Below are 18203 nucleotides of genomic sequence, written 5' to 3'. Positions count from 1 at the left end.
CCTCGCAATAGCCGCCTTTTGCTGCCGGCAAAAGGTCAGCCGAACACGCGCTTGGGGCGGAATTCGCCCTGGCCGATCTCGCCGATGGCGATCAGCTTGCCGCGTGCCGTGGCGTAGGCCTCGGTTTCGGCAACCGGCGCATCGCGCCCGCGAACCAGGATCGGGTTGCCCATCTTCAGTCGATGCGCCTGGTCGTCGCTGATGACGAGATGCGGCAGCGAAGACAGGGCCTCGGCGGTGTCGATCAGCAGTGCATCGAGGGCTGCAAGCCGTTCGTCCGCATCCTCGATGGCTTCCAGCGCCACGAGGTCGGCCAGCGGCACCATCGTCTCCTCGGCGAAGGGGGCGACGAAGCTGCGGCGCAGGCCGGAAATATGGCCGTAGCAACCGAGGTCGCGGCCGAAATCGCGGGCAAGCGCGCGCACATAGGTTCCTTTGCCGCACTCGACCTCGAAATGCGCCGTATCGGCATCCGGGCAGGCGAGCAGCGTCAGGCGGAAAATCTCCACCTCGCGCGACGGGATCTCGACCGTTTCGCCCTCGCGGGCGAGGTCATAGGCGCGCTCGCCTGATATCTTGATGGCGGAGAACTGCGGCGGAATCTGCTGGATGGCGCCGGTATATTTCGGCAGCAGCGCGCGGATGTCCTCTTCGCCCGGGCGCTTGTCCGAGGTGGCGGTAATCGCGCCTTCGAGGTCGTCGGAGGCGCGCTCCTCGCCCCAGGTGACGGTGAATTCGTAGATCTTGCGGCCGTCCATGACGTAGGGAACCGTCTTGGTGGCGTCGCCGAGCGCGATCGGCAGCATGCCGGACGCCAGCGGATCGAGCGTGCCGGCGTGGCCGGCCTTCTGGGCCTTGAACAGCCACTTGATCTTGGAAACGGCTTCGGTCGAGCCGAAATCTACCGGCTTGTCGAGGATGAGCCAGCCCGAAATCGGGCGGCCCTTGGGCTTGCGTGGTTTGGACATTCTCTGTCTCTGTTATTGATCTTGGTCGTTATCGTCTTCGAGATCGCGGCTGACCTCGGGTGAACGCAGCAAGGCGTCGATCTTCTTGTAATTGTCGAAGCTCGTATCGTCGCGGAAGCGCACTTCCGGCATGTACTTCATCTGGCGAAGCTGCGGACCAAGACGGCCGCGGATGTACTTCGCATGGCGATTGAGCGCCTCGATGACGGTGTTGTGGTCGGTGACGCCGAGCGGGGTCACGAAAGCGGTGGCGATCTTCAGATCCGGCGACATGCGCACTTCGGAAATGGAGATCACGGTGCGCTCGATCAGGTCGTCGCGCACTTCGCCGCGCTGCAGAACCTGCGTGATCGCTGCGCGCACTTGCTCGCCGACGCGAAGCATGCGCTGCGAAGGCGCGGAAGAAGTTGGTCTGGTCATGGTTTTTCCATTAGCAGCGTCCCGTGGACGCAATAAAGCGGGTCACATGACTCGATCCGGCGCAAAGGTCAAGGCTGGATGGCCTGTCTGGGCCGCCGGAAGCCGAGAATCCTCGCCAATGCGGCCTCCCGGCTGCCCGGTTTGGCAAAAGCGGATGCCGGGACACAGGCCAGGAAGGATCCGATGTCGAATCCGATCCACCCGTCACGGCGGCCTATATCGGGGATCTCGCTCCAGCCAGCCAAATCGCCGTATGTGTCGACGTCCAGAAGGGGCCTGTCGTGTTGACCCTTACGGCGATAGCGCAAAACGCCGCCCCGCCTGCCGCGTGATGACCACATGGCCGTCCGGTCGGGTCCAACAAAAAACCGCCGGACTTGGCCGGCGGTTTTGCTATCTCTCAAATCGAACGATCGCTTACAGCGTGCGCGTGATGTGCTCGACGCGGAAGCATTCGATCGTATCGCCGACGCGAATGTCCTCGTAGTTTTCGAAGGCCATGCCGCATTCCTGGCCGACATTGACTTCCGATACTTCGTCCTTGAAGCGCTTGAGCGTCTTGAGCTTGCCTTCGTGGATGACGACGTTGTCGCGCACCAGGCGCACGCCGACGCCACGCTCGACCTTGCCTTCGGTAACGCGGCAACCCGCGACCTTGCCGACCTTCGTGATGTTGAACACCTCGAGGATCTCGGCATTGCCGAGGAAGGTTTCGCGGCGCTCCGGCGAGAGCAGGCCCGACATCGCTGCCTTCACGTCATCCACGAGGTCGTAGATGATGTTGTAGTAGCGGATTTCGATGCCTTCGCGCTCTGCGAACTGGCGTGCCTGGGCATTGGCGCGAACGTTGAAGCCGATGATGGCGGCGTTCGAGGCTTCGGCCAGCGAAATGTCCGACTCCGTGATGCCGCCTGCGCCCGAATGAACGATGCGGGCCCTGACTTCGTCGGTGCCGAGCTTCTCCAGCGCGCCGGCAATGGCTTCGATCGAGCCCTGCACGTCGCCCTTGATCACCAGCGGGAATTCCTTCACGCCGACGCTCTGCAGCTGGGTCATCATCTGTTCGAGCGAACCGCGCTGACCCGACTGGCGGGCAGCGGCCTTGTCGCGGGCCAGACGCTGACGATATTCGGAAATCTCGCGGGCGCGGCTTTCGTTTTCAACGACGGCGAACTTGTCGCCGGCCGCCGGCGTGCCCGACAGACCGAGGACCTCGACCGGCGTCGCCGGCGTCGCTTCCTTCACATGCTCGCCCTTGTCGTTGACCAGCGCGCGCACACGTCCCCACTGATCACCGGCAACGACGATCTGGCCCGGACGCAGCGTGCCCTTCTGGACGAGGACGGTGGCGACGGAGCCGCGACCGCGATCCAGCTGGGCTTCGATGACCGTGCCTTCTGCCGTGCGGTTCGGATTGGCCTTGAGGTCAAGGATTTCCGCCTGGAGCAGGATGGCTTCGAGCAGCTTGTCGAGGTTGGTGCCGTTCTTTGCCGACACTTCCACGTCGAGCACTTCACCGCCCATGGATTCGACGAACACTTCGTGCTGCAGCAGTTCGGTGCGGACCTTCTGCGGATTGGCTTCGTGCTTGTCGATCTTGTTGATCGCCACGATGATCGGAACACCCGCTGCCTTCGCATGGCTGATCGATTCGATCGTCTGCGGCATCACGCTGTCGTCGGCCGCAACCACGAGGATCGCGATGTCGGTCGCCTGGGCGCCGCGGGCACGCATTGCCGTGAAGGCGGCGTGGCCCGGGGTGTCGATGAAGGTGATCTTCTGACCGTTCTGCTCGACCTGGTAGGCGCCGATATGCTGGGTGATGCCACCGGCTTCGCCCGAGACGACGCTCGTCTTGCGGATGGCGTCGAGCAGCGAGGTCTTGCCGTGGTCGACGTGGCCCATGATGGTGACGACCGGCGGACGCGAAACCAGTTCGCCTTCCTCGTCGGCAACGTTGAAGATGCCCTGTTCGATGTCGGATTCCGAAACGCGCTTGACCGTATGGCCGAATTCGCTGGCGATCAGCTCGGCCAGATCGGCGTCGATGACGTCGCCCGGCTTCATCATCTGGCCTTCCTTCATCAGGAACTTGATGACGTCGACGGCGCGTTCGGACATGCGCTGCGACAGTTCCTGAATGGTGATGGTCTCCGGAAGCACGACTTCACGCGAGATCTTCTCGCGCGTTTCCTGCATCTGGCTGCGGCGGAACTTTTCCTGGCGGCGGCGCATGGCCGAAAGCGAGCGGCCGCGAGCGCTGCCGTCTTCATCGACATTCGCCGTCGTTACGGTGAGCTTGCCGCGGCGACGCTCTTCGTCCGTCTTCGGGCGGGTTGTGACCGGCTTTGCCGGCTCAGGACGCGTGACCTTGCCGCGTGCCGGAGCGCCGCGCGGCGGGCCGCGATCGGTCTCTTCCTCATTGGTGCGGCGGCGGTTGGCCGGTGCGTCGGCAGCAGGAGCGCCGGGGCGTGCAGGCTGCGGAGCCGCATCCGGACGACGTGCAACGGCAGGAGCCGCGGCCGCGGCCGGCTGGGCGGCTGCAGGCTTTGGCGCTTCCACCGGCACGGCGGCTGCTTCGACCTTGGCTTCCGCGGCGCGAGCAGCCTCTTCGGCGGCCCGGCGGGCAGCTTCAGCCTGTTCGGCGATGCGGCGTGCCTCTTCTTCCTGAAGGCGGCGTGCTTCTTCCTCGGCACGGCGCACCGCATCGGCGGCGTCGCGAACCTGGGCTTCGGCGAGCGCGCGGCGGCGGGCGTCCATTTCGCCAGCCGACAGATGGTTCAAGACCACTGGCCGCGACGAACGTTCCTGCTGCGGGCGCTGCTGGTTGTTCTGGTTGGATTGCTGTGGCCGCTGCTGCTGGCCGCCCGGCTGATGGATGCGCGGAGCCGGCTGCGGCGGGCGTGGCGGCTGCGGTGTCGGTTCCGCAACCCGCGTCACCGATTGCGGTGCGGCAGCGGTCGTCGAACCAACGATCGGCTTTTCGTCTTCGGGGCGCAGGGGGCGGCGCTTGCGGGTCTCAACCACGACCGCCTTGGTGCGTCCGCGGCCCATGTCCTGGCGCACGGTTCCCTGATTTACGCCTGAAGGCTTCAGGGTGAGGGTCTTCTTACCCGATGCACTCAGCGTCTTGTCGTCTTGGTTATCGGTCATTCCGTTCCTGTTCCTTCGGACAGGGCTCGGAAACGTCCGTCAGACCCTGTCGTTCAATACATGTACCTTAATGAGGCGTCCGGCGTAGGCCGGTGACCGCGTCATTGTTTTCGCCGGCCAGCGCCGCCCGTTGCCCGGGACTGACCGCCGTTGCGGTACCGTTCGAGCAGGTTTGCGCGCTTCACTACACCTTCACCCGCCCGCCCCGCAAGCGCTGCGGCATGGATAAAAGCATTCTGGCCCATCAGTTCTTCCATTTCCGCCTCCGTGAAGACACGGAACGACGGTATTTCCTGTTCGGTTTCCATACCGAGATGCCAGGCCTTGCGTGCCTGGTCGATCTTCCGCACACCGTCGGCAGCGGCGTCGATCGCGTGGAATACGGCGAGTGCCGAACCATTGCGAACAGCGCCATCGACCTTCGACGAGCCGTTGACGAACTGGCTTGCCTTGCGCGCCATGTGCATCATCCCGGCCAGCTGCGCCACAAGAAGGCGGTCGACGATGGCGCCGAGATCGCTCGGTGCCGTCACCTCCGCCTTCAAGGCGCGGGCAAATAATTTCTTCGCCACTGCCTTGTCCACCAGCGCCCGGTCAAGCTTGACCCAGCAGCCGCGTCCCGGCAGCTGCCGCTTCAGATCGGGAACAACGGTCCCGTCCGGAGCGGCTACGAAGCGGATCAGCTCGTCGGCCGATCCGCTTTCGCGTGTCACGATACACATGCGGCCGTTTGCGCCGTCACCCCCGAGATCGCTGTCTTCAGGCGGTGCGCTTGGCCCCTCGGTGATCGTCATGCTTCTTGCTCGGCTTCATCCTCCGCGACCTCTTCGGTCGTCTCAGTGGCGAGATCGGCCTCGGTGATCCAGCCGGCCAGCAGGCGAGCCTGCACGACCATCTGTTCTGCTTCGACGCGCGACACTTCGAGCTTGGAGAACAGGCCTTCGAACTTTTTCGTTTCGCCGTTCTTGCGTTCGCTCCAGCCGACGAGGTCATCGGCAGCGCAGCCGGCGAAGTCCTCGATCGTCTTGATGCCGTCCTCGCCGAGGGCGACCATCATCTGTGCGGTCATGCCGTTGATCTGGCGCAGCTCGTCGGAGACGCCGAGCGCCTTGCGCTTCTCGTCCATCTCGGCTTCCAGGCGCTCCAGATATTCCCGGGCGCGCTCCTGGATTTCCTGCGCGGTCTCTTCGTCGAAACCATCGATGGAGGCGATTTCGTCGAGATCGACGTAAGCCAGTTCCTCGACGGCGGCAAAGCCTTCGGAGGCCAGAACCTGACCGACCATTTCGTCCACGTCGAGCGCGTCCATGAACAGGTTGGTGCGCTCGTTGAATTCCTTCTGGCGGCGTTCCGATTCCTCGGCTTCCGTCATGATGTCGATATCCCAGCCGGTCAGCTGCGATGCGAGGCGGACGTTCTGGCCGCGGCGGCCGATGGCCAGCGACAGCTGCTCGTCTGGAACCACGACTTCGATGCGTTCCGCGTCTTCGTCGAGAACGACCTTGGCGACTTCGGCCGGCTGCAGCGCGTTGACGACGAAGTTCGCCGGCTCGCTGGACCACGGAATGATGTCGATCTTCTCGCCCTGCAATTCGCCGACGACGGCCTGAACGCGCGAGCCGCGCATACCGACGCAGGCGCCGACCGGATCGATCGACGAGTCGTTGGAGATGACGGCGATCTTGGCGCGAGAGCCCGGATCGCGGGCAACCGACTTCACCTGGATGATGCCGTCGTAGATTTCGGGCACTTCCATGGTGAAGAGCTTGACCATGAACTGCGGATGCGTGCGCGACAGGAAGATCTGCGGGCCGCGCTGCTCGCGACGGACGTCGTAGACATAGGCGCGGACGCGGTCGCCGTAGCGGAAATTCTCGCGCGGGATCATCTCGTCGCGGCGGATGATGCCTTCGCCACGGCCGAGATCGACGATGACGTTGCCGTATTCGACGCGCTTGACCGTGCCGTTGACGATTTCGCCGACGCGATCCTTGAATTCGTCGAACTGGCGGTCACGCTCGGCTTCGCGCACCTTCTGCACGATGACCTGCTTGGCCGACTGGGCGGCGATGCGGCCGAAATCCATCGGCGGCAGCGGATCGGCGATGAAATCGCCAAGGGCGGCGTCGGGGTTGCGGTCGCGGGCCAGTTCCAGCGGGATCTGCGTGGAATAGTCCTCGGCCTTCTCGACGACTTCGAGCAGGCGCTGCAGGCGAATTTCGCCGGTCTTCGGATTGATGTCGGCGCGGATGTTCGACTCCGTGCCGTAACGCGAGCGCGCGGCCTTCTGGATCGCGTCCGCCATTGCGGCAAGCACGATCTCGCGGTCGATGACCTTTTCGCGCGCCACTGCATCTGCGATCTGCAGAAGTTCTAGCCGGTTCGCACTGACTGCCATTGTCTTTAGTCTCCGTCTTCCTGCCCTTCGGTTCCCGTTCCGTCAGGCGGTTCGTTGATCGGTTATTCTTCTTCGTCCGCTTCGTTCTGGTTCGCTGCCTCGGCTTTTGCCAGCTTGTCGGCGCGCAGCGCATCGCGGATGAGATCGTCCGTCAGGATCAGCTTGGCTTCGGCCAGCGTGCTGAACGGAATGGTTACCTTCTGCTCCTCGCCGCGGGTAGCCTCGTCGCGCTCGATCGTGAAACCATCGGCATCCACGGCGACGATCTTGCCGCGGAAACGCTTGCGGTTATCGACAAGGATCGACGTTTCGCACTTGACGATATGGCCGTTCCAGCGGACGAAATCCGACTTGCGCACCATCGGGCGGTCGATGCCGGGCGAAGACACCTCCAGATGATACGCCTTATCGATCGGATCTTCCACATCCAGGACCGGAGAAATGGCCGTGGAGACCTCTTCGCAGTCCTCGACGGTCATGGTGCCGTCGTTGCGCTCGGTCATCACCTGCAGCGTCAGGCCGTTCAGATTCAAGAGGCGTACGCGCACCAGGCGGAAGCCCATGCCCACAAGGACGGGCTCGATGATGGCGGCGACGCGCTGATCAAGGCCGGTTTCGACGATCAGCCTGGGTTCGTTGGTATTGTCTGCGTTTGTCACGTCCGACAAGCATTCACTCCTGCATTGTTCATGCAAACGGGAGATCGAGCTAATAAAAAAGAGCGGGTCCTTGCGGCCCACTCTTCATCACACGATCAAGAATTTGAAGCCGATATAAGCCTCTTTCCGGCAAATTGCAAGGCATTCGCGCCGAAAGGCTTTTCCGCGTTTATTTCAATATGCCGAGCATGGAGGCCTCGGGATAGCAGGTGGGTTTCATGCCGTTCTTTTCCTGCCACTGGCCGATCGAGCGTCTCGTCTTGTAGCCCGGAAGCCCGTCGGTGCCGCCGACATCGTAGCCCTTGCGTTCCAGCGTCTTCTGCATGCCGGCGACGTCGGAGCGCAGCATCTTGCCGACATCGCCCCATTTTTCCTCGAAAGCGCCGCCGCCGGAGGCGATACGGTCGGCAAGATTGCCGATATAGAGGCCGTAAAGGTCGGAATTGTTGTATTCCTTGATGGCATAGAAGTTTGGCGTGACGATGAATTCCGGCCCGTCGCGGCCGGCCGGAACCAGCATCATGCCGCTGGCCCGCAATTCGTCCGATGGAAAGCTCTTGCCGGAAACCCGCTTGATGCCGAGCGAGGCCCACTGCGAGATCGGCTTGGCAAGATCCGGTCCCTCCTGAGCGCAGGATACGTTTTGCGGGATGGTGACCTCATAGCCCCAGCCACGGCCGCGCTGCCAGCCCTTCTGGACCATATAGTTGGCTATGGATGCCAGCGTGTCGGGCACGGATGTCCAGATATTGCGATGGCCGTCGCCATCGAAATCGACGGCATATTTCAGGTAGTTGGTCGGCATGAACTGCGGCTGGCCGAGAGCGCCGGCCCAGGAGCCCCTGAACTGATCCGGCGTGACATCGCCATGCTCGAGGATGCGCAGGGCGGCGACGAGCTCGGTGCGGAACATGTCCTTGCGGGTCGACATGAAGGCCTTGGTCGCCAGCACCTGGATCGCCGAATTCGGCAGCTTGGCAATGCCGAAACCGGTCTCGCGGCCCCAGATGGCCAGCAGGATCGGCCCCGGCACGCCATAGGTTTTCTCGATCCGCCGCAGCACTAGTCCATATTGCGAGGCGAGGCTCTTCCCGGTCGCGGCCAGCTTCTGCAGCCGCGCCTCGTTGAAATAGGGGGCGGGCGAGGAGAATTCGGCCTGGGTCTGCTTCTGCTCCGTGGGCTTCGGGAAGCCCGGGGGCACGAGATCCGGCAGGTCCCAGTTCAGCGTCACGCCGGCGAACGCGGCCTGGAAAGTCTTTTCGGAAATTCCGGCTTTACGCGCTTCTGGCCAGAGATCCTTCTGAATCCACGCCTGAAACTGCGCCTCGACATCGGCCTTCGAGGCGGCAAGCGCGGGCAGGGGGAGGAGGGCGAGGAGGAGGATAACGAAGCGCAGAATATGCCGGGCGATACCCCCCTCTGTCCCTTTCGGGACATCTCCCCCACAAGGGGGGAGATCGTTGGCGGCGCGCTTTACGTCATATCGAAGGTTCGAAGTTTCTGCGGTTACGGCAACTGATTGCTTGGCGAAGACCGTGCCACAAGCAACCAATCTCCCTCCTTGTGGGGGAGATGTCACGAAGTGACAGAGGGGGGTATGCACTCTCCTCATACGCAGTCCTTTATGCCGTCGTGAAAAAGTCGTCTCAAATCGCCGTCCGCGCCCTGAGCGCCGCCGCCAGCGTGCCCTCGTCGAGGTAATCGAGCTCGCCTCCGACCGGAACGCCATGCGCAAGGCGGGTGATCTTGACGTCGAGCCCGGCAAGCTGATCGGTTATATAGTGTGCTGTGGTTTGCCCTTCGACCGTTGCGTTGACGGCGATGATGATCTCGCGGATGCCGCCTTCGCCGACGCGGGCGATCAGCCCGCGAATGTTGAGATCGTCGGGTCCGACGCCGTCGAGCGGCGACAGGACGCCGCCGAGAACATGGTAGGCGGCGTTCATCGCGCCGGCGCGCTCCAGCGCCCAGAGGTCGGACACGTCTTCGACGACGATGATGACGGATTGGTCGCGCTGTTCGTCGGTGCAGACTGTGCACGGGTCGACGGTATCGACATTGCCGCAGCGCGAGCAGATCTTCACCCTGTCATAGGCATCGCCCATGGCATGGGACAGCGGCCCGAGAAGCTGATCCTTCTTCTTGATCAGGTGCAGCGCCGCCCGCCGTGCCGAGCGCGGCCCGAGGCCCGGCACTTTCGCCAGAAGCTGGATGAGTTTTTCGATTTCGGGGCCGGTGACTCGCTTTGCCATGGGAGGCTTTTAGCTCATAAGCTCGCGAAACGGAATCACGGAAGGGACGGTTGACCGATGAAAATTCTGGCCGTTTGCCTCGGTGCCCCGGAGGCGCTGCCCGACAGGAAAACGAAGACCGGCATCAACAAGCATGCCGTGAACGGCACCGTCATGATCGATGCGGAAGGGCTGGTCGGCGACGCGATCTGCAATCGCAAGCATCACGGCGGCCGCGATCAGGCCGTCTATGTCGAGGGTTCGCTGACGCTGGACTGGTGGGCGAGGGAGCTCGGGCGGCCGTTAGAGCCTGGCGCTTTCGGTGAAAACCTCATTGTCGAGGGCCTGGACAATCGTGAGGTGGCCGTCGGCGATCGGTTCATAGCCGACGATCTTGTTCTGGAGGTAAGCTCGGCGCGCATCCCCTGCGCGACATTCGCCGCAAAGATGGGCGATCCCTTGTTCGTCAATCGCTATATTCATGCCGGGCGACCCGGAATCTATTGCCGCGTGCTTACGGGCGGCATGGCGAGTGCCGGTATGCCGGTCGCCTATCTGCCTTACACGGGCGGGCGGGTGACGATGCCGGAAATGATGGCGACGCTCGGCAGACACCTGTCGCCGGAAGATCAGGCGCGTTACCTGGCGGCGCCCATCCACCACAAGCTGCGCGCCCTGATCGAAGGCGCCGCGCTTCAGAGCAATTCCAGGAAAAGCGCATAGCGGTTTTCCGTCCGGAATTGCGTAAAAACAAAAGGATAGAGAGTTTTCGCGATTCGAAGAAAAGCGGAAAAGCTCTCGTCTCAGCGCATGGCGATTGCCACGGCGGCACCCGCCATGGTGGCGGCGCTGGTACGATTGGCGATGCGTACGGCGCGGCGGCTCTTGAGGAAGGTTCTGGCCTTGGCCGCCAGCATCGCCCAGGAGAGATCGATGACAACAAGCACTGCGAACATCGTCGTCACCAGCTCTGCCCAGCCGGTGACCGTGACGGCATGCAGATCGATGATCGAGGGCAGCAGCGCCACATAGAACACCATGATCTTCGGGTTGCCCATGGTCACCGTGAAACCGGCGAGGAAGAGCCGGGCGGCCGATTGCTCGTCCGGCAACTCATTCCCCGTCGTATCGGAGGAGGCAAACCACATTTTCCAGGCGAGATAGAGTAGATAGGCGACGCCGAGCCACTTGATGACGACGAAGGCGAGGTGGAAGGTTTCGGCAATGGTCGCAAGCCCGGCAACGGCGCAGGTCAGCCAGATCGCCTCGCCAAGCCACATGCCGGAAAGGAAGGGTAATACGTTGCGCGCGCCCTTCGTCAGCACGCGTGCCACCAGCGCGGCGATGTTCGGTCCCGGCGATCCCGCCGCAATGAACAGGGCACCGGCAAAAACAAGCAATGTCGACAGGCTCATCGCATTCCCTCCGATCGGGCAGGCCAGATGATATCTGGAAGAAGAAGTCCAGACATAGCATTCCGGCCGACCTTTTCCAAACGCCAGCTTTGCGCTCAGCCGAGCTGGGTGCGAAAGCGCTCGAAGATCGCCTTGCCTTGCGGCCAGTCGCCCAGCCCGGATGCCGCATTGATATGGCCGCGCGGCCCGACATCGACCAGCGTGCTGCCCCAGACTTCGGCGATGGTCCACGCGTATTTGTGAGGGCCGTAAGGATCGTCGGTGCTCGCGACAAGCAGGGACGGAAACGGCAGCTGTTGCCGCGGCGGATTGGCGAAGCTGCCGGCCTCGGCGAGATAGATTTCGCCTGTCGGGTCGGGAGGGGCAACCAGGAATGCGCCCAGGATCGCCGTTTTCCTCATGGGCGCCCAATGGGCGACGAGCTGGCAGGCAAGGCTATGCGCAATCAGGATGGGCGGCGTTGCCGAACGGGCGATTTCCCGCTCGAGCGCGGCGATCCAATCCGTGAGTATCGGCTTGTCCCAGCTTGACGGCTGAAACCGTCGCAGGCTTGGGTCCTGACGTTCCCACAGGGTTTGCCAGTGGCCTTCGCCCGAACCGCCAAGCCCCGGCAGGGTAATGATGTCGCTCATCTCTGTCCTTTCTCCATATTCCGCTATGAAGAAAGCTGGCACGTCGTTTGATCGATTGACATTGCAATCCATCGGGTAAAGCATTCAGCGGCCGATGAATTGAAGGTGGACGATGGACAGTATCGAAAGAGGGCTGGATCCGACGGATCTGTCGATCATCGAGATCCTGCAGCAGGACGGGCGAATCTCGGTGTCGGAGCTCGGCCGTCGCGTCGGTCTGTCGCAGCCGGCGGCGTCGGAGCGGTTGAAGCGGCTGGAGGAGCGTGGCGTGATCGCTGGATATCGCGCTGTTATCGATCCCGCCGCGGTTGGTCTCGGCATGATGGCGGTCATCCGGCTGCGCACCACGCATGAGCATATCCGACCCTATCTGAAACAGTTTTCCGAAATGCCCGAGATTATCGAGGTTTTGCGGCTGACGGGTGAGGATTGCTTCCTGCTCAAGGTGCTTGTGCCGACGCCGGCCGACCTTGAAACCATCGTCGATTCCATTGCTCGCCATGGAGCCGTCACGACATCGCTGGTGCTGCGAAACGAGCCTGCAAAGGCGATCGGCCGCAATTTGATCCGCAAGGCGGCCGCCCGCTGATGGAGGATACCGTTCTCAGAACGGCAGCTTGAAGCCGGGCGGGATCGGCAGGCCGGCGGTCAGCTCGCGGGTCTTTTCGGCGGCGATCGCCTCGGCCTTCTCCTGGGCATCCTTGTTGGCGGCGACGATCAGGTCTTCGAGGATTTCGACATCGTCTTCCTTGAAAAGCGACGGATCGATCTTGATGCCCAGCATCAGGCCCTTGCCGTTGACGGTGACGGTGACGAGGCCTCCGCCGGCCTTGCCTTCGACGCGAATGTCGGCGATCTCCGACTGCATCTTCTCCATCTTCGCCTGCATTTCCTTCACTTTGCCCATCATGCCCATGATGTCGCGCATCGTCGTTGGTCCTTCTTCTGCAAGTGTCAGTTTCTTCTCGGGCGGGATGTGCCGCCATGGCCGCCGCCGGCTTCAAGCCGATGCGGTTCCGCCGAAGCCCATACTAGCCCTAGAATTCTATGTCGTCGCCCGGCAGGATATCGCCGTCGACGGATTCGGCGACGGCCGGCGGAGCGGCGGCCTCTTCCTCGTCTTCGGTCTCGGGTGCCCGCACCCGCACGTCGATGATCTTCGCGCCCGGAAACTGCGCCAGAATCGCGGCGACATCGGGATCCTGCCGCGCGTCGGCGACCCGCTGCTTCTGCGCGTTCGCCTCGGCTTCCACCAGCGTCGGCTGGCCTTCCTCGCGGCTAAGGCTGACGATCCAGTGAATGCCGGTCCATTCCCTGAGCTTGCCGGCAAGCTCGTTCAGGAGCGTTCCGGGAGCGCCTGGTGTCAGGCTGACATCGAGCCTGCCCGGCTCCAGCTTTACGGGGCGCACGAAGGCGCGCACCAGTGCCTTCAGCTTCGGATCGCGCTTCTGGCTGGCAAGTTCGGCGATATCGGCCATCGAGTTGATCGGCACGAGCGGCTTCGGCGCTTCGACCGGCTTCTGTTCGATGCGGCCGACCGGCTGCGAATCGGGTTGCGTATTCGGCACGGCGCGCAACATGGCGACCGGTGCCGAAGGCGTCGGCCGCGGCGCCGGTGTTTCGACGGCACGCGCCATGGCGTTGCCCTGATAGGAGATCGCTGCTCCGCCGCCATTGCCGCCGATTGGAGACGGCGACGGGCGGGAGCCGCCATTGCCGTCGGAAAATTCGGCAAGCCGGCGTGCCGCATCTTCCGGGGCCGGAAGATGGGCGGCATGGGCGAGCCGGATCAGCACCATTTCGGCAGCCCCGGCGGTGCGCGAGGCATTCTCCGTCTCGGTGATGCCCTTCAAGAGCATCTGCCAGATGCGGGAAAGCGCCGTCACCGCGACGCCCTGCGCGAATTCTGCCGCTTTCGTGCGCTCGACTTCGCTCAGCGACGGATCGTCGGCGGCATCGGGCACATATTTGAGGCGGGTCACGAGATGGGTGAAATCGGCAAGATCGGTCAGCACGACGACGGGATTGGCGCCGGCCTCGTACTGGCTGTTGAATTCCGCAAGCGCTGCCGAAACATCGCCTTTGACGACATGGCCGAAGAGATCGACGATGCGGGCGCGGTCCGCAAGTCCGAGCATCGCGCGCACGGCGTCGGCGGCGACGAAGCCGCTGCCATGGGCGATCGCCTGGTCGAGGAGCGACAGGCCGTCGCGCGCCGAGCCTTCGGCGGCGCGGGCGATCATGGCAAGCGCTTCCGGCTCGGCCTCGATGCCTTCCTTGCCGGCGATGGTGGTGAACAGCCCGACCAGATCGGAAGCGCTGATGCGGCGCAGGTCGAAGCGCTGGCAGCGCGACAGCACCGTGATCGGAACCTTGCGGATTTCCGTGGTGGCGAAGATGAACTTCACATGCTCGGGCGGCTCTTCCAGCGTCTTCAGCAGGCCGTTGAAGGCGGCCGTCGAGAGCATGTGCACTTCGTCGATGATGTAGACCTTGTAGCGCGCCGAGACCGGCCGGTAGCGCACCTGCTCGATGATCTCACGGATATCGTCGATACCCGTGTGCGAGGCGGCGTCCATCTCGATGACGTCGACATGGCGGCCTTCCATGATCGCCTGGCAATGTTCGCCGGGCTCGCGCAGATCGATGGTGGGCCGGTCGATATCGGCGGTCTTGTAGTTGAGGGCGCGGGCAAGGATGCGAGCCGTCGTCGTCTTGCCGACGCCGCGCACGCCGGTCAGCATATAGGCCTGGGCGATACGGCCGGTCTCGAACGCGTTGGTCAGCGTGCGAACCATCGGCTCCTGGCCGACCATCAGGTCCGTGAAGTCCTTGGGCCTATACTTGCGGGCCAGCACTCGGTAACCGGTGCCGGTCGAGGCGGCATCTTTTGCTTGTCGCTCGCTGTCGCTCATCGCCCTGCTTATTGCCCGCAGAAAGCCGGGTCTTGCTTTCAGAAAGGGTGGGAGGCTGGCACGATGACCCGTGCCGGGCTCGTTAGGGCTGCTTCCTTCCGGACCTGACCCGGTTGGCGAGTGGCTCGTCCACCACCAACCTCCCGGATGCACATATCGGCAATATCGTCATCAAAAGCAAGCCAAGGTCAAAAAAAACTGCTAAACATTTGATAAAACAATGGAGGATGCCCCCTTGAAGGAGTTTACGCTCGACGACCGTCTGGCGAATGACAGCGTTTCCGTCGCCATCACAGGCCTTTGCGACGTACGGCTTATGAAGGATCGCCGCTGGCCATGGCTTGTGCTGATCCCCCGGCGGCCCGGCAAATCGGAAGTTTTCGAGCTGACGCCGCTCGACCGTATCTTGCTGACCTTCGAAACGGATAAGGTCGCAAGCGCGCTTAAGACGGTCACGGGAGCAGCAAAAATCAATGTCGGGGCACTTGGAAATATTGTCCGCCAGCTTCATGTTCATGTCATTGCGCGGTTCGAAGGAGACGCCAACTGGCCCGGTCCGGTTTGGGGCTACGGCAAGGCGGAACCCTATTCGGACGAAGACATGAACAGCCTCATAGCCAAGTTGCGGGAAACGCTTTCACAATGAGCCATTCCATTTTTTCCTCGGATGCCCCGCATCCGGAAGCCAGCAGTCTCACCGCCTTTGCGGAAAACCAGCTCGACCGGGATGCCGAGCATCGCGACGAGGAATCGATCAAGCATGCGCTCGCCAAGGAAGGCACGCATATCCTGGCCTTTGCCCAGGATCGGCTCGTTCTGAAGCATGACGGGCAGGTGCTCGACCCGCTGTTTGCCCGCTACGAGCTGCAGGGGCTCGATCCGAACTGGGACGAAGCCGTCTTGCTCGGCTATCGCAAGACCGGCGAGCCCCGGCTTGCCGTGCCCGTGCGCGTCAATGCCGACGAGCTTGCCAGCCAGTACAAGCCCGCGGACATGCGCGCGCTCTGGCGCGATCTTCTGCTGGAAGGCGAAATCCTCGGCGAGGCCGCGCAAGGGATGAGCCTCATTCGCTGGAATGGCGACAACCGCTTCTGCGGCCGTTGCGGCTCGATCATGGAAAGCCGCATCGGCGGCTACAAGCGCGTCTGCACGGCCTGCGAACACATGATCTTCCCGCGCACGGACCCCGTCGTCATCATGCTGACGATCGATGAGGAAAGGAATCTCTGCCTGCTCGGCCGCAGCCATCATTTCGCACCGGGCATGTATTCCTGTCTCGCCGGCTTCGTCGAGCCGGGCGAAACCATCGAGAATGCCGTGCGCCGCGAGACGCAGGAAGAATCGGGCATCCACACCGGACGCATACGCTATCATGCCTCCCAGCCCTGGCCCATGCCGCATTCCCTGATGATCGGCTGCTATGCCGAGGCGAAGTCGACGGAAATCCATATGGACGAGACCGAGCTCGACGATTGCCGCTGGTTCACCCCGGAAGAGACGCTCGCCTTGCTCGATCGCGGCTCGGCAGCCGGCAACACGTCTCCGCCCAAGGGTTCCATCGCCCATCGCCTGATGCGCGACTGGGTGGAATGGAAACGCTAGGACCAATGCTGCCATGGCGCGCTCGGAACGTTTGCTGACGCTGCTGCAGACGCTGCGGCGCTACCGCCGCCCGGTCAGCGGTGCCGTTCTGGCGGAGGAAACCGGCATCAGCCTGCGCACGCTCTATCGCGATATTGCAAGCCTGCAGTCGCAGGGCGCCATGATCGAGGGCGAGCCCGGCATCGGCTACGTGCTGAAGCCCGGTTTCATGCTGCCGCCGATGATGTTTTCGCAGGACGAGATCGAGGCGCTGGTGCTGGGATCGAGATGGGTGGCGCGCGCAACCGATTCGCGGCTGGCGGCGGCCGGCGCCGATGCGCTTGCCAAGATCGCCGCCGTGCTGCCCGCCGACCTGCGCGAGGCGGTCGATCAGGCGGCGGTGGTCGTCGGCACGCGGCGCATCACCGAAGACAGGGCCGATCTTTCCCTCATGCGCAAGGCGATCCGCACCGAGCGCATGGTGCAGCTGACCTATGGCGACGTGAACGGTACGATTTCCACCCGGCGTATCTGGCCCTTTGCGCTCGGCTACTTCGACAACGCCCGCATCATCATGGCCTGGTGCGAGCTGCGCCAGGATTATCGGCATTTCCGCGCCGACCGCGTCGTCGATTTCGCCGTGCTGGAGGCACGCTATCCACGCCGCCGCGTCGCTCTCGCCCGGGAGTGGCATGCCCGGGAGGGCGTTGCCCACGATTGATCCGGCGCGCACGATGCTACTGCCATAAACTGTCAGTAGGCCCGGCTATGATGATCTTCATCCAAGCAGGAAGGAGGATCGATCATGGCAAGCCACGTTCTTATCGTCACGAAAGAGGCGCATCGCCCGGTCATCGCGGCGCAGGAAGGCAAGGGTCTTTCTCCGTTTGCATGGCTGAAGGATTTTCCGCGGATTGCGCATCGGCATTTCGTCGGCCGTCGTGATCGCCTCGATCTTGAAGAGGCGCCGGACTTCATGATCCGCGATCTGGGCTTTCTCGACGGGCATGCTGCGTATCGCGAGGAAGACAGAATGCGCTAAGGCATCATCCTGCGGCTTGCGCAGCGGTTTCACGATCAAAACAGATGCAAAATCAAGAGCCTGAAGCGCGGAAAGCGCCATCGGTCCGCCGTGACGCGTCTTAACATCGCTTACCCATAAGCATCCGGCCATCCACCAGCAAATTCACGACCGGCAGACATCGTCTGTCTGCCGGACCGCGTCTGCATGACTTTATATCCACCCAAAATGAGAGGAATATCCACATGACCAGCCCAAACCTCATCATCTTTTACGTCAAGGATCCTGGCGAGAGCACGCCGTTCTATCGTGACCTGCTCGGCCGCGAGCCCACCTTTGCCTCGCCGAATTTCGTGGCCTTCTCGCTCGATAACGGTTTCAACCTCGGCCTCTGGCGCCGCAGCAGCGTCGAGCCGCAACCCTCGGCTATCGGCAATCGCGGCGAACTCGGCTTCATGGTCGAAGGAGCCGGCGCCGTCGAAAAGCACTACAAGGATTGGAAGGCGCGGGGCCTGCCGATCGCGCAGGAACTGACGACGATGGATTTCGGTCCGACCTTCGTCGTGCTCGACCCGGACGGCCATCGCCTTCGTGTTTGTGAGCCGGATAAGTAAAGCCGAGACGCCGCTTGCTCCTAAGCCTAGCCCTCTCTCCGCTCGCGGGGAGAGGGGACAGCCTAAATCTCTCGCCAAACGCAGTGGCGGAAGGAAGGCTAGAGCGCTTCATTGCTTAACTGAATCTGAGGGGATTCCCGTCCGGTCGGTTTTGTGATTCAAAATGCTGTCCAGGTGGAGGCCAGCATCGGATGAC

19 protein-coding genes and 1 other RNA gene are annotated in these 18203 nt (G+C 62.9%); 6 read left to right on the top strand and 14 right to left on the bottom strand.

Annotated features, from left to right (window positions below; all coding sequences use genetic code 11):
* Positions 1–35: 35 nt before the first annotated feature.
* The 8 genes from truB to recR all read right to left on the bottom strand — a co-directional run bounded on the left by truB (position 36) and on the right by recR (position 9850).
* On the bottom strand, positions 36–968 hold the full coding sequence (gene truB / locus ACQZ6J_RS30280; RefSeq protein WP_163991766.1) for a tRNA pseudouridine(55) synthase TruB: 933 nt from the start codon (positions 966–968) through the stop codon (positions 36–38).
* 12 nt (positions 969–980) lie between these two features.
* The gene (rbfA, locus tag ACQZ6J_RS30275) at positions 981–1388 is read right to left on the bottom strand and encodes a 30S ribosome-binding factor RbfA (protein WP_163991768.1); all 408 of its coding nucleotides are present in this window, start codon (positions 1386–1388) and stop codon (positions 981–983) included.
* Between the two features lie 417 nt (positions 1389–1805).
* Positions 1806–4541, bottom strand: coding sequence for a translation initiation factor IF-2 (infB, locus tag ACQZ6J_RS30270; protein ID WP_449086740.1), 2736 nt, complete (start codon positions 4539–4541; stop codon positions 1806–1808).
* A 101-nt stretch (positions 4542–4642) separates the two neighbouring features.
* Positions 4643–5335, bottom strand: coding sequence for an RNA-binding protein (locus ACQZ6J_RS30265; RefSeq protein WP_163991772.1), 693 nt, complete (start codon positions 5333–5335; stop codon positions 4643–4645).
* Positions 5332–6939: a transcription termination factor NusA gene (nusA, locus tag ACQZ6J_RS30260; RefSeq protein WP_163991774.1), complete on the bottom strand. Its 1608-nt coding sequence runs from the start codon at positions 6937–6939 to the stop codon at positions 5332–5334. Before nusA ends, ACQZ6J_RS30265 begins: the two co-directional genes overlap by 4 nt.
* A gap of 62 nt (positions 6940–7001) precedes the next feature.
* Positions 7002–7607 (bottom strand): ribosome maturation factor RimP, encoded by a 606-nt coding sequence (rimP, locus tag ACQZ6J_RS30255; protein WP_163991776.1) that lies wholly within the window; start codon positions 7605–7607, stop codon positions 7002–7004.
* A gap of 160 nt (positions 7608–7767) precedes the next feature.
* Positions 7768–9150, bottom strand: coding sequence for a lytic murein transglycosylase (locus ACQZ6J_RS30250; protein ID WP_449086739.1), 1383 nt, complete (start codon positions 9148–9150; stop codon positions 7768–7770).
* A gap of 94 nt (positions 9151–9244) precedes the next feature.
* A complete protein-coding gene (gene recR, locus ACQZ6J_RS30245) occupies positions 9245–9850 on the bottom strand; it encodes a recombination mediator RecR (RefSeq protein WP_163991778.1) in 606 nt (201 codons plus the stop codon).
* A gap of 57 nt (positions 9851–9907) precedes the next feature.
* On the opposite strand from recR, the gene ACQZ6J_RS30240 reads away from it, so the two are divergent.
* A complete protein-coding gene (locus ACQZ6J_RS30240; protein WP_449086738.1) occupies positions 9908–10552 on the top strand; it encodes an MOSC domain-containing protein in 645 nt (214 codons plus the stop codon).
* An 80-nt stretch (positions 10553–10632) separates the two neighbouring features.
* On the opposite strand, the gene ACQZ6J_RS30235 is transcribed toward ACQZ6J_RS30240, so the two are convergent.
* The gene (locus ACQZ6J_RS30235) at positions 10633–11244 is read right to left on the bottom strand and encodes a LysE family translocator (protein WP_449086737.1); all 612 of its coding nucleotides are present in this window, start codon (positions 11242–11244) and stop codon (positions 10633–10635) included.
* 95 nt (positions 11245–11339) lie between these two features.
* A complete protein-coding gene (locus tag ACQZ6J_RS30230) occupies positions 11340–11876 on the bottom strand; it encodes an RBBP9/YdeN family alpha/beta hydrolase (RefSeq protein ID WP_449086736.1) in 537 nt (178 codons plus the stop codon).
* 112 nt (positions 11877–11988) lie between these two features.
* Here ACQZ6J_RS30230 and ACQZ6J_RS30225 point away from each other — a divergent pair, with 112 nt between their 5' ends.
* A complete protein-coding gene (locus ACQZ6J_RS30225) occupies positions 11989–12465 on the top strand; it encodes an Lrp/AsnC family transcriptional regulator (RefSeq protein WP_449086735.1) in 477 nt (158 codons plus the stop codon).
* 15 nt (positions 12466–12480) lie between these two features.
* Here ACQZ6J_RS30225 and ACQZ6J_RS30220 read toward each other — a convergent pair whose 3' ends face one another.
* The 3 genes from ACQZ6J_RS30220 to ffs form a co-directional block, all read right to left on the bottom strand.
* The gene (locus tag ACQZ6J_RS30220) at positions 12481–12804 is read right to left on the bottom strand and encodes a YbaB/EbfC family nucleoid-associated protein (RefSeq protein ID WP_075856809.1); all 324 of its coding nucleotides are present in this window, start codon (positions 12802–12804) and stop codon (positions 12481–12483) included.
* A 109-nt stretch (positions 12805–12913) separates the two neighbouring features.
* Positions 12914–14791 carry a DNA polymerase III subunit gamma/tau gene (locus tag ACQZ6J_RS30215; protein ID WP_449086734.1) on the bottom strand — a complete coding sequence of 626 codons (1878 nt, stop codon included), beginning with the start codon at positions 14789–14791 and terminating at the stop codon, positions 12914–12916.
* Positions 14792–14838: 47 nt separating this feature from the next.
* Positions 14839–14935: signal recognition particle sRNA small type (gene ffs, locus ACQZ6J_RS30210), an RNA gene on the bottom strand.
* Positions 14936–15026: 91 nt separating this feature from the next.
* On the opposite strand from ffs, the gene ACQZ6J_RS30205 reads away from it, so the two are divergent.
* The 3 genes from ACQZ6J_RS30205 to ACQZ6J_RS30195 are packed head-to-tail and all read left to right on the top strand — an operon-like array spanning position 15027 to position 17093.
* Positions 15027–15437 carry an HIT family protein gene (locus ACQZ6J_RS30205; RefSeq protein WP_163991791.1) on the top strand — a complete coding sequence of 137 codons (411 nt, stop codon included), beginning with the start codon at positions 15027–15029 and terminating at the stop codon, positions 15435–15437.
* Positions 15434–16393 (top strand): NAD(+) diphosphatase, encoded by a 960-nt coding sequence (nudC, locus tag ACQZ6J_RS30200; RefSeq protein ID WP_449086733.1) that lies wholly within the window; start codon positions 15434–15436, stop codon positions 16391–16393. Before ACQZ6J_RS30205 ends, nudC begins: the two co-directional genes overlap by 4 nt.
* A gap of 13 nt (positions 16394–16406) precedes the next feature.
* On the top strand, positions 16407–17093 hold the full coding sequence (locus ACQZ6J_RS30195) for a helix-turn-helix transcriptional regulator (RefSeq protein ID WP_449086732.1): 687 nt from the start codon (positions 16407–16409) through the stop codon (positions 17091–17093).
* Between the two features lie 57 nt (positions 17094–17150).
* Here the strand turns inward: ACQZ6J_RS30195 and ACQZ6J_RS30190 are convergent, their stop codons facing one another.
* On the bottom strand, positions 17151–17495 hold the full coding sequence (locus ACQZ6J_RS30190) for a hypothetical protein (RefSeq protein ID WP_449086731.1): 345 nt from the start codon (positions 17493–17495) through the stop codon (positions 17151–17153).
* 143 nt (positions 17496–17638) lie between these two features.
* Between ACQZ6J_RS30190 and ACQZ6J_RS30185 the strand changes: the two genes are divergently transcribed.
* Entirely contained in the window at positions 17639–18007 is a 369-nt protein-coding gene (locus ACQZ6J_RS30185; RefSeq protein WP_163991796.1) for a VOC family protein, read from the top strand.
* Positions 18008–18203: the final 196 nt, after the last annotated feature.

Source organism: Rhizobium sp. A37_96 (assembly GCF_053521765.1).
Note: the sequence above shows the minus strand (reverse complement) of the source record. Positions and strands in the feature narration are given on the sequence as shown.